The sequence below is a fragment of the Paenibacillus macquariensis genome (assembly GCF_900156375.1).
In the GTDB taxonomy this organism is placed as follows: Bacteria; Bacillota; Bacilli; order Paenibacillales; family Paenibacillaceae; genus Paenibacillus_AQ; species Paenibacillus_AQ macquariensis.
The window spans coordinates 522,768-537,111 of sequence record NZ_FTNK01000002.1; the positions used below are offsets into that span (position 1 = coordinate 522,768).

Sequence of the window (14,344 nt, forward strand, 5' to 3'; positions counted from 1 at the left end):
ATCAGCACGAAGCTCATTAATGGATGAAGTGAAACAAACGAAGCAAACATCAGGAGGGAATTCAATTATGAAAAAAGCGCTTAAATTTATACTTATATCAATAGGAGCAATCCTTGTAGCAATAGGTGTTTTTCTAGCCATTGTATATACAGTTAATATTGTCTGCAACAAAGTGGAGAACGGTAAAATAGAATCTTATGGTCAGCTTGTACCCGTAGATGGAAAAAATATGAATGTTACGATTCAAGGCAAAGGCGAAGAAACTGTTGTACTAATACCAGGTTTTGGAACAGGAGCGCCAGGTATTGATTTTAAGCCACTCGTAGAAGAGCTATCCCCATTTTACAAAGTAGTCGTGATTGAGCCTTTTGGTTATGGATTAAGTGATGTATCAGACAAAGAGCGAACCATTGAAAATATTGTAGCTGAAATTCATGAATGTTTACAAAAACTTAATATTAACCGATACACGCTGATGGGTCACTCCATTGCCGGAATTTACGGATTAGAATATGTGAACAAATATGAAAGCGAAGTGAATGCATTTGTCGGGATCGATAGCAGTGTTCCAACGCAGGGTGGTAATGATGATGAGTTTCCAACAGAAATCTATCAAACACTCAAAAAATCAGGTTTCTACAGGTTGATCATGAAACTAACTCCTGACCAACTTATTGCACCAGCAGTTGATGATGCAACAAGAGAGCAAATTAGAATAATTTCTCTTAAGAACGCGATGAACCCAAATATCATAAGTGAAGGGGAAAATTTCCAACATAATTTTAAAGCTGCCGAAAATTTCAAATTCCCTAACAAACTTCCTGTTATATTCTTTTTACAAAAAAGTAATACGGATGTTGAAGGATGGATACCACTGCATGAAGAACAGATAAAGGATTCTGTGAATGGAAAATTAATCGAACTTGAAGGGGAACATTATTTGCACCATACTAAATCAAAAGAAATCGTTGAAAATTTTAGGAGCTTTATGGAAAAAGTAGAATCAGACAAGTAGATTTTATAAATTTAAAGAGTCGAACAATTCACAGTGTATAGTGAATCGTTCGACTCTTTTCATATAAAGAGAAAGAACAACATTTGTCTATTATGGAGATATGCAAATCCTTAAAAGCGCACGATTTATCGAAAGATATGCTCAAAAAAACGTCTTAATATTTACGCTCTGGTGAAGAGGCACTATACGATAAATTGCCGGACTTCAAACACACTCTAAGTTTATAACCAATTGATATTGTTTAAGTAAATGGTATAGCTGTACTTTTTTGTAACAAACTAAATAAAGCTATTAAAAAGGCAGAGATTAAAAAACCACCTCTAGGTTTGACAAACCTGTATATACAGGTGTAAAATCCAATCTTGTATATACAGGTTGTAAACAAACCATTATGCATTCATTGCTGAAGATCGGCAAATTTATTATTTCACATGTACACGTTTACATAACAACTAGGAGGGACAAAAAATGGTAAATACGCCGGAAGAACAATGGTGGCGGAAATCAACAGTATATCAGGTGTATCCCAAGAGCTTCAAAGATACTACCGGTAACGGTACAGGGGATATCAACGGTCTAATCGGAAAACTCGATTATCTGCAGGAGCTGGGAATTGATATTGTATGGCTGCAACCGATCTACGTATCGCCGCAAAATGATAACGGTTACGATGTTGCGGATTACCGTCGGATCGATCCTAACTTCGGGACGATGGAAGATTTTGAGGAACTGATGAAAGAATTGAAGAAACGCGGTATGCACCTGATGACAGATATCGTTGTTAACCATTCTTCAACAGAACATCAGTGGTTTCAGGAGGCTAAGAAATCGAAGGACAACCCTTATCGCAACTATTATATTTGGAGAGATCCTGCTCCGGGTGGTGGCGTACCTAATAATTGGCAGTCGAAGTTCGGTGGGTCAGCATGGCAATTCGAGGAGACTACAGGTCAGTATTTTCTTACCCTATTTGACAAGACACAAGCGGATCTGAACTGGGAATATGAGAAAGTTAGACAGGAAGTCGCAGATCTGATGATTTTTTGGGCGGAGAAGGGGGTCAAAGGGTTTCGGATGGATGTAATCAACCTGATCTCCAAGGATCAGACCTTTCCTGATGATGACGGAAGTATTGCTCCCGGTGACGGCCGGAAGTTCTATACAGATGGTTCAAGGGTCCATGAGTATATTAAGGAGCTGTATTCGAAGGTTTTCGGACCGTACAACCTTGTAACTGTAGGTGAAATGTCTTCAACTACCCTGGAACATTGCATACGTTATTCCAATCCGCAGGAGAAAGAGTTCTCGATGACCTTCAATTTCCATCACCTGAAGGTGGATTATAAGAATGGACAGAAGTGGGAGCTGAAGCCGTATGATTTTGAAGAACTGAAAGAATTGTTCTCCAAGTGGCAGACCGGAATGCAGCGTGCAGGCGGCTGGAACGCTCTCTTCTGGAATAATCATGACCAACCGCGTGCATTATCTCGGTTCGCTGATGATGGAGAATACCGCTCAGAAAGCGCTAAGATGCTAGCTACTACGCTGCATGGACTACAGGGTACTCCTTATGTATACCAAGGAGAAGAGATTGGGATGCCCAATCCTGACTGGCATGATATCAGCGAATTCAATGATATTGAATCAACGAATATGTACCGAATTTTACAGGAACGAGGACTTACCAGTGTAGAAGCACTTGAAGTCATACGGGAGCGCTCACGCGACAATTCCCGAACCCCCATGCAGTGGGATGATACTGAAAATGCCGGATTTACAAATGGTAAACCTTGGCTCAAATTGGATGGAAGATACCGGGAGATTAATGTTCAAAGAGAGCAGGCTAATGCTGATTCAATTCTTTTCCATTATAAAAAACTGATCCAACTACGTAAGCAGGAGCCTGTTATAACCGATGGCATCTTCAAGAGACTGGATGATCAGCACCCTGAAGTTTTCGCCTATGCACGAATCACGGATGCAGAAACACTTATTATCGTCTCCAATTTTAGTAGCGAGCAGACAGCATTTACTTTTGCAGAGGATTTCTGGAGCGCCCGTGCAGAAGGCAGAGATACGGAGTTACTAATCGGGAATACCCGCCATACTCCTTCCTGGGGAAAGACGCTTGAACTCATGCCTTATGCGTCTTATATGTGGATTATCCGATAGAACAAAACAACGAAGTGAAGGAGTGTAAATATGGCTATTAATAGGCAAGATGTAGAACAGATAGTGAAGGCTATCGGAGGAAAAGACAATATTGAAGCCGCAACACATTGTGTGACACGGCTCCGACTTGCTCTCAACGACGAGAGCAAAGTCGATACGAAGGCGCTTGAGGACAATCCTCTGGTCAAAGGCCATTTCTCTTCACAGGGTCAATTTCAGGTTATTATCGGTCCTGGCCTGGTGGATAAGGTTTATGAAGAAATGATTACCATCACCGGTGGGGACCGAGCTACCAAAGATGAGGTGAAGACGGCTGCTAGCAAGAAACAGAATCCACTTCAGCGAGCAATTAAGATGCTGGCAGATATTTTCATTCCGATCCTGCCAGCGATCGTTATGGCGGGTCTATTACTGGGGATCAATAATATCCTAACGGGTCCTGGCATCTTTTTCGATAGTAAATCCCTTGTCGATGTCTATCCTCAGTGGAAAGACTTCGCGTCTATTATTAATACGATAGCCAGTACGGCTTTTACCTTCCTGCCTGCCCTTATCGGTTGGTCGGCGGTAACACGCTTCGGCGGCAGTCCGCTACTCGGTATCGTTCTGGGACTTATTCTTGTACATCCTGATCTGCTCAGTGCTTATGGTTATGCAAATGCCAAGGTAGAAGGTACGGTTCCGGTATGGGATCTATTCGGTTGGCATGTCAACAAGATCGGCTACCAGGGGCAGGTGTTGCCAGTTCTGGTCTCTGCCTATTTACTTGCCAGACTGGAACGCTGGCTGAACAAAAAAGTACCTGACTCATTTAAGCTGCTGATTGTTGCTCCAGTAGCACTTCTAATTACTGGATTTCTTGCCTTTACGGTTATTGGTCCTATCACCTTTGTTATAGCTAATGCCATTACATCGGGGCTAGTTAGTATCTTTGGCAGCTTCCCCGCGCTAGGTGGATTAATCTATGGGGGACTATATTCGCTACTTGTTATTACAGGGATGCACCATACTTTCCTGGCAGTCGATATCCAGCTTATCGGGTCAGAAGGAGGAACCTTCCTGTGGCCGATGCTAGCTCTGTCCAACATTGCACAAGGAGCTGCCGCACTAGGTATGATGTTTGTGGCCAAACAGGAAAAAACGAAAGGACTGGCCGTCACTTCATCCATTTCCGCCTTCCTTGGCGTTACTGAACCCGCTATTTTCGGAGTTAACATACGCTTCAAATATCCGTTTATCTTCGGGATGATTGGTTCGGCCATTGCAGGTGTGCTACTTGCGGTGAATAATGTGCTCGCGTCTTCCATTGGCGTAGGTGGTATCCCCGGATTCTTATCCATCTTTCCGAATCAGTGGGGTGTATTCTTTATCGGCATGGCGATTGTGCTCGTTGTTCCATTCGGCGCTACCGTATTATTCGGAAAATTCCGCAACCGTGGAACCAATGATTTGAACAGTGAAGACAATACGCCTGATGCTGGCAAGAGAGCCACAGATCCGGAAAGTGAAAACGTAAACAACACTGGAAGTATAGTTGCTCCGGTTCTCACTCAGTCCGACTCCGACCAAGTCTCCAGTCCTGCTACAGCCGTCAATGTGGTGGAGGTACTGTTGCCTGTAAAAGGTAAGGTTGTGCCATTAGAGCAAGTACCTGACCCTGCATTCGCTGAAAGACAAATGGGGAAAGGCGTTGCTATTGAGCCGTCCGAAGGGAAAGTTGTTGCACCTTTTGACGCTACTGTAGCACATGTCATCAAGAGCAAACATGCCATTATTCTGGAGCATGCCTCGGGTGTACAAATTCTTATCCATATCGGAATAAATACGGTCTCGCTTAAGGGTAGTGGATTTACCGCCCATGTAGCCACTGGTGATCAAGTGAAATCGGGTCAACTACTGCTCGAATTCGACCGTGAGGCCATCTTGGCTGCGGGTTACCCGCTGATTTCTCCGATTATAGTTCCTGATGGGCAAGATGTCATAGAACGGGTAGAGGAAATTGTGAATTCAAACTCGGAACAAGGACACTCTGCTCCTATTCTAAAGATCTATCTTCAAGGTTAATAATTATGGTAATATGAGCATGGTGATTAATATTGAATAAAAATATATATATGCATATCTATAATGACTATTCTGCCCAGATCCAATCCGGATCGCTCTCTGCAGGTCAAAAGTTACCTTCTGAGAACGAACTTGCCGAAGCTTACGGAACATCAAGGGAGACAGTACGCAAGGCGCTGCATATGCTCTCTGAGAATGGATATATCCATAAGATTAAGGGTAAGGGCTCATTTGTTCTTGATACACAAAGGATGAGCTTTCCCGTTTCCGGATTAGTCACCTTCAAAGAAGTGTCTGAGCGATTGGGACGTTCGGTACGTACAATTGTGTACGAGAACGAATGCGTACCTAGCACTGCAGAGATTGCAAGATGTTTACAACTGAAGGACCTAGGTCCGGTGTGGAAGGTGGTCCGTGCGCGCGAGATTGAAGGGGAGAAGATTATTCTGGATAAAGATTATTTTCTGACCACATATGTGCCTTCCCTATCTATTGAAGCAGCCACCAATTCTATCTACGAATATCTGGAGCAGAAGTTGCATCTGCCAATTAGCTACGCAAAAAAAGAAATCTCTGTCGAAGAAGTAACCCCTGAAGACAAGCAACTGCTTGACTTACATGATTATCAGCATATTGTTGTGGTTCGCAACTATGTGTATCTGGTAGACACGACACTGTTTCAGTATACGGAATCGCGACATCGACTGGATAAGTTTCAGTTCGTCGACTTTGCCCGACGAGTTCAGAACTAAATCTCATTGGACAATGCCTAGTGAAGCAATGAGAATGTATTGTTCTATTGGTCATATCCCTTTCAGGTAGACAGATGATAACAGCTATGCAGACAGCGCGTGCCGATACTCAATCGGCGCGCGCTGTTTTTTTATATTATTGAAACGGATTATTATCATTAGGCAATGTCAAGAATTTGTTTCAAACAATATATGTTAATGATTATATATAGCTTTATTTGCTATAAATGATTGCAATGTTTTATTATGAAATGAATGGTTATAAAACGAAGAGGTTTGTTGAAAATTTTCAACGAGGTATCTCTAGAAAGTGGTGTGTAAATTTCATGGAACTTATATTTCCAAAAGTAGAGACAGAAGAAGAAGTATCATTATTAGCTCAATTGGCATCGGGAATTTGGCATGAATATTTTGTAAGCATTATATCAAATGAACAAATCGAGTATATGGTTGAAAAATTCCAATCCTTTCATGCGATTAATGATCAAATTAAACAACAGGGTTATGAATATTATTTCATGAATGTAAATGGCAATAATATCGGTTATTTAGGGATGAAAGAAGAAGAAGGAAAGCTATTTTTAAGCAAATTTTATATACAGAAAGAACATCGAGGAAAAGGTTATGCTAGTCAGGCTATGGAGTTCTTGGTAGGGTTATGCAAAGATCGAGGGCTAGGTATTATATGGCTTACGGTAAATCGTTACAATGATACCACTATTGCTGTTTATGAGAAAAAAGGGTTCAGAACAGTACGTACTCAGGTGGCTGATATAGGAAATGGATTTGTGATGGACGATAATATCATGGAGAAAGAAATTGTGTTGGAAAAAAAGTGATGTTATGACCCATGAGAGGAATAATTTCAGAAAAGAGACCCACTTGTGGTGGTTTATTTGGGTCATACAAAAACGAAAGCAGCAGTAAATGATGCCTTCGTTTTTTTTATTGTGGGAAACCAAATTAAGGTCAGGACCCACAATGAACAGAAAATTCTTAAATAAAGCTTGAAGGTGACGTAACGTCACCCAATATAATAGGAATCAAGAGGAGGACGAGTGCTTGAAGCCTGAGGAATGCCACTACTTAACAACGGGTCAGCTCGCGAAGCAAACGGGGGTAACTCTGAGAACACTTCGCTATTACGACAAGATCGGTTTACTAAAGCCAACACAGTACAACCATGCTTCCGTCCGCCACTACAGTAAAGAAGATGTGGCACAGTTACAAAAGATCCAGATGCTTAAGTACATCGGGCTCTCCCTAACCGAGATCAGACAATTCATCTTAGACGACACCGCCCCCGAACAAGATCTGAGAAGTTCTTTGAAGCTGCAAAGAGAAATCATCCAATACAAAATCTCTCATATGCAGTATGTATCCAAAGCCATTGAAGAAGCGCTGGGAATGGTGGATGAACAGGGACAGGAAGTAGATTGGAAAGGTTTAGCGGACATTATCCAGACGATTCATAAGGAAAAGGACTGGGGTGAGCAGTATCATAATGCGGTTCGGCTGCAGGCGAGAATAAGGCTGTACGACCAGTTTAGTTGGAACAGGAAAGGATGGCACTCTTGGTTCTTTGAACATCTGGGTACGGTTCCCAATCTAAAGGTCCTTGAGCTCGGATGCGGTGATGCGGCCTTATGGAGAAGGAATGCGAACCTCATTCCAGAAACTTGGAACATTACGCTTACGGATCTGTCGGTAGGTATGCTTGAGGAAGCCCGGATGAGTCTGGGTATGCACAGCGAGCGGTTTAGATTTCAGATTGCCGACGCGCAAGAGATTCCTTTCCACGAAAATGAGTTCGATATCGTGATAGCCAATCACATGCTATACCATGTGCTCAATATTAACCAAGCCGTATCTGAGATGCATCGTGTACTGAAGCCGGGTGGTTGCTTGTACGCCTCAACAATGAGCAAAAGTCATCTGAAAGAAATCGAGCAGTTGACCCAAGCTTTCGATCCACAAATTCAGGTGCTTGACCCTGTGATGGAGCGTTTCGAACTAGATAACGGCAAAGAAACACTGCAGGCCTCGTTTACGGAGATCGAGCAGATCAGGTTTGAGGATTACATGATGATTGACGATGAGCAACCGCTCATTCATTACATTACTTCAACGCCGATGAACGCGCGGAAGATTCTTATTGGCGCGAAGCTCGACCAATTTACAACTTATTTGCGCTCCAAGATAACTGATAACGAGAAGATCTACATCACGAAGGATTCGGGATTCTTTTTGGCCAGAAAAAAAGGATAAGGAGCGATACATATGAATCCAAAAATTGAAATGGTGAAAGAAGAGGTATTATCGAACAATTGGTACCTGTTAAAAAAAATGACGTTCAAGTACCAAAAACGTGACGGCAGTTGGGAAACGCAAGCTAGAGAAGCGTATGATCGTGGCAATGGTGCTGTGATTCTATTGTATAACCGGAAACAGCAAACGGTTATACTTACCCAGCAATTTCGCATGCCGACATATATGAACGGAAATGAAACTGGGATGCTTATCGAGGCTTGCGCTGGGCTGCTGGATAAGGACTCGCCGGAGGACTGCATTCGCCGTGAAACGGAAGAGGAAACCGGATACCGGATAACCAATGTTCACAAGGTTTGGGAGGCTTATATGTCCCCGGGATCGGTTACGGAAATTTTATATTTCTTCGTGGCAGAATATAGTCCGCATATGCAAACGGGACGGGGCGGAGGCGTAGAAAAAGAACAAGAGGAGATTGAAGTGCTGGAGTTACCCATCGAGCAAGCGCTGAACATGGTGAAGAACGGTGAAATTCGTGATGCGAAAACAATAATGCTACTGCAATATGCCCAGCTCAACGGGTTGGTTCAGCCTGAGAGCAAACCTCAACATATCCTTATAGCGGGGCCTTATCGTTCCAATACGGGAGACGATAAGGAACTAATAGGGGCCAATATGCGGCTGATGAATGAAACGGCGCTGCGCGTTTATGAGATGGGTCATATGCCGGTCCTCGGTGAGTGGTACGCCCTACCGCTGATGGAAACGGCCGGATCGCGCGAACTAGGAGATGAGATATTCGAGCGTATGTTTCACCCATCCGCCGTTCGACTGTTATCCCTTTGCGACGCGGTTCTTAGAGTAGGAGGGCCATCCGAGGGTGCCAATGAAATGGTAAGAAATGCTGAGGTCAAAGGGAAAAAGGTATACCGTGATCTCGGCGAAATTCCAGTGCTAGCTTAGGCCGGCGTCGTACTAACAGAAAACAACCCAAAACTGGAACCATACAGTCTTGGGTTGTTTTTCTGTTATTCACGGGGGATGATTAAGCAAATGGCTTGAAAAAGAGCAATATCATACAAGAAAAGTTTATTAATACATGTTAGTCTTAAAGTTGTCATCATGATAAGGAGGTCAGCTTGGATGCTAAATGAAATTCGAACGATTTATTTGGATTCTGATTTGAACATAGAAGCCTACCGATTCAAAGGAATCATGCAAAAATTTCCTACTCACTTTCATGAATATTATGTGATTGGCTTTATAGAAGAAGGGCAACGTTATTTAGTGTGCAAAGGCGAAGAATACATCATTAATCCAGGGGACTTATTATTGTTCAACCCTTATGATACGCACAGTTGCGAGCAGATCGACGGCAAAACCCTAGATTATCGGTGCATTAACGTGACACCAGAAGTTATGAAAAAGGTAGTTCTAGAGATAAACGGTAACGACAATCTACCATGCTTCAAACCAAGTGTTGTATACCAAAGTGAGCTTGTATCTAATTTAAAAGAACTACATATAAGGATTTCGCTGGAGGAACGTGATTTTAAGAAGGAAGAGTTATTCTTATACTTCATGGAAGAGCTCATTCAGACACATTCTGACCTGACAATCCTTCCAACAGCATATGAACCCTCTATTGAAATCCAAACGGTGTGTAGCTATTTGGAGGAGAATTACACAAAAACGATTACACTAAATGATTTAAGTGCTCTAACAGGATGGAGTAAGTATCATTTGCTTAGATCATTCACGAAACAAAAAGGACTATCACCTTACAGCTATTTGGAAACGATTCGAGTAAATCATGCGAAAAATCTCTTGGAACAAGGGGTTAAGCCCATTGAAGTGTGTTTTTTAACAGGATTTAGCGATCAAAGTCATTTGACTAAATTCTTTAAAAGACAGATTGGGTTAACGCCCAAACAATATATGAGAATTTACCTCAACGCATGATCACTAGCCGATGAACTACTTTATGAGGAGGAATTAAGGAACAGTGAATAACTTAATTGCATTTAGTCTGATGGCCCTTATGATGTCTATGTTACCTGGTACAGATACGGTACTTATTATGAAAAATACACTTATGCACGGCGCAAAAGCGGGACGGTATACGATACTTGGCATGGCGACGGGGCTAACTTTTTGGACTATTGTTGTCGTACTTGGTTTATCAGTAGTCATTGCCCAATCCGTATTTCTATTCAATACAATCAAGTATTTGGGAGCTGCCTACTTGTTCTACTTAGGTATAAGAGCATTTTTTGCTAAAAGCACACTTTTAGTAGAGAATGTTCAAACAGAAGATAGTCAGGGTTCTATTGAAAAATTATCGAACCATCATTATAAGGAATCCTATCTACAAGGCGTATTCAGTAATATTCTTAATCCTAAGACCATTTTGGTCTATATCACTTTCATGCCTCAATTCATTGATCTGAATGGAAATACAAATCAACAGCTGATTGCATTAGGATTAATCCTAACTGCCATAGCAGTAGGTTGGTTTCTGATCGTAGTGTATCTATTAGATCATGTGGAACAATGGCTAAAAAAGCCTAAGTTTCAGAAAGTCTTTCAAAAATCTACTGGCGTAATGTTAATAGGATTTGGAGTGAAAACAGTTATTTAACTCTATTAAACGATCTAAAAAACAGTAATCCACCAAATTATTGCTAATGGTGGATTACTGTTTTTTTTAATTAAGTATTACTAATTTTGAATGAATATGTTAAATCTACAACAACTTTAATAGTTTCTTTAGCATCGATTGCTTTATTTAATGCTTCTTGAATATCATCAAGTTTATAGATTTGTGTAACGATGCTAGAAAGATTAGTTATATTTGTAAGGTGTTCGATAACCTTCGTAATATCCTCATGCGTATAGCCCTTGCGCCTTTAATTTGTACTTCTTTTGACATGACTTGATTAAATAGAATAGGTTCCCTGCTGCATCAATAAATAGTGGAATAAAAAGTAAAGCAAGCTCGTTATATAAGAGGGGGAATCTGAATTTCTTTGAGGTGAGAGAGCACAACAGAAGACCGTAACATCAAGTCAATCGCGTGCAAGTCAAGGGATAAACCGTTAAAAGTAGGCGGGCAATCTGTAGTTGGTTTTTCACAACTGATTACAAAAGATTATATGCTGAGTTTAATTGATTTGAATCTGTTTTTACCACTGAAAGTGTTGCAGAAGATCAGACTCAAGTTTCACTCTGGGTAAAGATTCAATGGATAAGTTAGTGAAGCTCACCGTATTATATCTTGCGAATTGCTTGTAGCAAGAGGTGAGGGAGCAACAAGAGTTACGGGTGCTTCCTAACAATTGTAGGTGTTTGAGAATACACGAATACAACGGAGAGTTCAGTAATCCCGATAATTTCTGCCACGACTATAGTAAAAACCATTGGCAGTATTGTTCAATTACCAGAGGGGGCTGGGCCTATTAATAGCTAAGATGATGGTCCGTCGGCGTCGATTCTCTTACTAATACCAAAACCTCCAATCCCACTGGTTAAACAGGATTGGAGGTTTTTTAACTAACTTATGGAAAAACAAATCACTTGCGTTTTATGGATAAAAACCGGCCGTTTACTCTCGCATAATGCAGAACTTTGAAGAACATTTTCTTATCTTTTAATTGATTGAATATAAATGGGTCAGGTGCTGTGTTTACTTCTAATACCCATGGCTTCAATTTTTTATCGATTCCGATGTCAACACCAATTTCTTTAAATCCAGGATAACTCTTCTGGTAGTGTGTAGCAATTTTATATCCTAAATGTCGCAAGCTGTTGATATAATCATGTTTCTCCTGTTTCTTTAAATAGGAACCAAGTAATAATTCTAAGGGTAGCGGTTTGCCGCTATTATGAAAGTTCGTCACTATTTTATTCGGATGAGCAACTCGACCAATATAACCAGTAGCTTCCCAAGTTTTCTTTGGGCTTTTTTGTACCATGATGCGTGTATCGAATATTCGATTTTGATGGGTTAAGAGATGAATGCCCTGTTGCACCAGATAGGGTCTATTTAACTTGGCTTTGTTCAGAGCAGTGTATAAGTCTAGAAACGTTCTAAATGACCTAGAAACTTTACCGGATTGAAATCGGTATTTATCATTCTTCTCCACACGAATAACGCCTTGTCCGAAAGAGCCATTGATAGGCTTGACATAAACCATCGTGTGCTTTTTCAACATATGAAGCAAGTTCGTTTGACTGTAGATTCTTGTTTCCGGAACAAATTCGCTAAGTTCTTTGTTTAGTAAGAGAACCTTCGTTTTGACCCATTTGCTTCCAACTGTACTTTCGCGATTCGCCATAGAAACACCTCTACTTGGAAATTTTCGAAGCATAAATCTTTTCTGATTTGATTGCTGTTTCTCGCCAACTAAATTTTCTCGTTACATTTAGTTGGGCTTGCTTGGCCAGTTTTTTGCCTTAGAAGGAGCTTGGGCTAATCTAATAATTTCTTTGGCAAGATGCCTTTCCTTAGGTAGTTGGGGCGTAGTCGACTAATAATGGTTATATAGCAATTTGCTAAATACAGTGTTCCACAAAGCCTTCGACAGGGGGAGGAACGGGGATTTGTTCAGGATCAATAATCATAATATACATAATGAAGAAATTCTCCTCTAGGCTGCACTTCATTTGATCTTTCAAGTTATCATATTCAAATTAAGTTGAGGGATTTGGGGGAGAGTCTAATTGGTAAATTAAATTTTTTTGATAGCATCAATATTTATACTGCAAGAAGACTTGATTGCTCTTACAGTATAAAATGAAGTTCCGGGAGAATCGGAGTCCCGATGCAATAACTAATGGGGCACAAAGCTGTGTAAACGAATCGATTAAATGGATATAGAAGCTGTTGATGTGACCATTAACCGCAGACCGCACTACTCAGATTACGGATTATCGTTAAGGGAATTTCGGAAATTACAAGATTTGCTCATGATAAAATCACCATATTATCTTCGTGGTCCCTTAAATGGATTCAAACGAATGAAGTTAATTTTAACAATAATTGAGTTCGCTTTTTTAGAAAAGCATTATCACGAAGTATGTGCGAGATATCTCGCTTCAAATCCTGGCTCTGGACGGGTTATGCAAAAATATGGCATGGTTAATTATTACAGAATATCTATAAAGAAGCGTGTGCAGCACCAGCCAGAAAAACGGACATGGTCCGATCCATTGTCGCTGACCAGGTCATCGATTACACTCGTGAGGACTTCACCCAAAGCGGGAAATTTTATGACCTGATTTTCGACACGGTGGGGAACCATTCGCTTTTAGATTGCAAATGCATATTAAGTCCCAAGGGGACTCTAGTCATGGTCGGATCGCAGAGCAAGGGTCGCTGGCTTTTGGCCGCTAACTCGATCCCTCAAAGGACTCCTGTTATCATGGTTTGTAAATCAAAAAATAGTAATGCTTATGGCGGTGTGGAGCAAAGAGGATCTGATTGTAATGCGGGAGATGATTTAAAAAGACAGATTGGATTAACACCTAAACAATATTTGAGAATTCACCTCAAAACTAATCAACTGCAGATAGAGGAATACGGTGAATTGTTGTACGGCGCAAAAGCGGGACGATATACGGTACTCGGGATGGCGACGGGTCTTAGCGCACTTATATTTAGAGGATGTTCAAGCAGAAGATAGTCAGGTGTCTAATGAAAAGTTATCGCACAATCATAGTAAGGAATCATATCTACAAGGAGTATTCAGTAATATTCTTAATCCTCACTGCAATAGCAGTGGGTTGGTTTTTGATCGTAGTGTATCTATTAGATCATGTGAAACAATGGTAAAAAAACATTTCAAAAATCTACTGGCGTTATGTTAATAGGATTTGGCGAGATACTAAAATAACACGTCTTACATTCGAAAGAACATACAACTATGGAAAAGGAGGAGCGGTGAATAGACAGTGTTAGAAAATAAACGAAGTCAAGATTCTCAAGTGCGATAAGAGCATGAACAGGACAAGAAGCATACACTGTGTTGTCTACTGCACCTAAAAAAGCAAGCAATATCATAAAAAAAGGCAA

General features: G+C 41.0%; 11 protein-coding genes. 10 read left to right on the forward strand and 1 reads right to left on the reverse strand.

The features are described 5' to 3' along the window. Positions 1 to 67 precede the first annotated feature (67 nt). From BW961_RS05405 to BW961_RS05445, 9 genes are all read left to right on the forward strand, one after another. Positions 68 to 1,015, forward strand: a complete 948-nt coding sequence (locus tag BW961_RS05405; RefSeq protein WP_068581717.1) for an alpha/beta fold hydrolase — start codon at positions 68 to 70, stop codon at positions 1,013 to 1,015. Positions 1,016 to 1,483: 468 nt separating this feature from the next. Next, positions 1,484 to 3,187, forward strand: coding sequence for an alpha,alpha-phosphotrehalase (gene treC, locus BW961_RS05410; protein ID WP_068581721.1), 1,704 nt, complete (start codon positions 1,484 to 1,486; stop codon positions 3,185 to 3,187). Positions 3,188 to 3,217: 30 nt separating this feature from the next. Beyond that, positions 3,218 to 5,251, forward strand: coding sequence for a PTS system trehalose-specific EIIBC component (gene treP, locus BW961_RS05415; RefSeq protein WP_068581724.1), 2,034 nt, complete (start codon positions 3,218 to 3,220; stop codon positions 5,249 to 5,251). 32 nt (positions 5,252 to 5,283) lie between these two features. Continuing rightward, positions 5,284 to 6,003 carry a trehalose operon repressor gene (treR, locus tag BW961_RS05420; RefSeq protein ID WP_068581727.1) on the forward strand — a complete coding sequence of 240 codons (720 nt, stop codon included), beginning with the start codon at positions 5,284 to 5,286 and terminating at the stop codon, positions 6,001 to 6,003. A 326-nt stretch (positions 6,004 to 6,329) separates the two neighbouring features. Then, positions 6,330 to 6,842, forward strand: coding sequence for a GNAT family N-acetyltransferase (locus BW961_RS05425; RefSeq protein WP_068581732.1), 513 nt, complete (start codon positions 6,330 to 6,332; stop codon positions 6,840 to 6,842). Positions 6,843 to 7,065: 223 nt separating this feature from the next. Next, entirely contained in the window at positions 7,066 to 8,271 is a 1,206-nt protein-coding gene (locus BW961_RS05430) for a MerR family transcriptional regulator (protein ID WP_068581735.1), read from the forward strand. Between the two features lie 12 nt (positions 8,272 to 8,283). Beyond that, positions 8,284 to 9,234 carry a GDP-mannose pyrophosphatase NudK gene (gene nudK, locus BW961_RS05435; RefSeq protein WP_068581737.1) on the forward strand — a complete coding sequence of 317 codons (951 nt, stop codon included), beginning with the start codon at positions 8,284 to 8,286 and terminating at the stop codon, positions 9,232 to 9,234. Positions 9,235 to 9,414: 180 nt separating this feature from the next. After that, on the forward strand, positions 9,415 to 10,233 hold the full coding sequence (locus BW961_RS05440; protein WP_068581740.1) for an AraC family ligand binding domain-containing protein: 819 nt from the start codon (positions 9,415 to 9,417) through the stop codon (positions 10,231 to 10,233). Positions 10,234 to 10,303: 70 nt separating this feature from the next. Next, positions 10,304 to 10,912: a LysE family transporter gene (locus tag BW961_RS05445; protein WP_394327599.1), complete on the forward strand. Its 609-nt coding sequence runs from the start codon at positions 10,304 to 10,306 to the stop codon at positions 10,910 to 10,912. Positions 10,913 to 11,843: 931 nt separating this feature from the next. Here the strand turns inward: BW961_RS05445 and BW961_RS05450 are convergent. Then, complete coding sequence (locus BW961_RS05450; RefSeq protein WP_068581750.1) at positions 11,844 to 12,608, reverse strand: YheC/YheD family protein; 765 nt, start codon at positions 12,606 to 12,608, stop codon at positions 11,844 to 11,846. Positions 12,609 to 13,469: 861 nt separating this feature from the next. Here BW961_RS05450 and BW961_RS29465 point away from each other — a divergent pair. Beyond that, entirely contained in the window at positions 13,470 to 13,955 is a 486-nt protein-coding gene (locus BW961_RS29465; protein ID WP_082867370.1) for a zinc-binding dehydrogenase, read from the forward strand. The last annotated feature ends 389 nt before the right edge of the window (positions 13,956 to 14,344 follow it).

Bases quoted from the DNA above. Each gene is read 5' to 3' on its own strand.
- treP (WP_068581724.1), top strand. From the start codon at position 3,218: ATGGCTATTAATAGGCAAGATGTAGAACAGATAGTGAAGGCTATCGGA.
- BW961_RS05405 (WP_068581717.1), top strand. From the start codon at position 68: ATGAAAAAAGCGCTTAAATTTATACTTATATCAATAGGAGCAATCCTT.
- BW961_RS29465 (WP_082867370.1), top strand. From the start codon at position 13,470: ATGGTCCGATCCATTGTCGCTGACCAGGTCATCGATTACACTCGTGAG.
- treC (WP_068581721.1), top strand. From the start codon at position 1,484: ATGGTAAATACGCCGGAAGAACAATGGTGGCGGAAATCAACAGTATAT.
- BW961_RS05445 (WP_394327599.1), top strand. From the start codon at position 10,304: ATGGCCCTTATGATGTCTATGTTACCTGGTACAGATACGGTACTTATT.
- nudK (WP_068581737.1), top strand. From the start codon at position 8,284: ATGAATCCAAAAATTGAAATGGTGAAAGAAGAGGTATTATCGAACAAT.
- BW961_RS05450 (WP_068581750.1), bottom strand. From the start codon at position 12,608: ATGGCGAATCGCGAAAGTACAGTTGGAAGCAAATGGGTCAAAACGAAG.
- BW961_RS05425 (WP_068581732.1), top strand. From the start codon at position 6,330: ATGGAACTTATATTTCCAAAAGTAGAGACAGAAGAAGAAGTATCATTA.
- BW961_RS05440 (WP_068581740.1), top strand. From the start codon at position 9,415: ATGCTAAATGAAATTCGAACGATTTATTTGGATTCTGATTTGAACATA.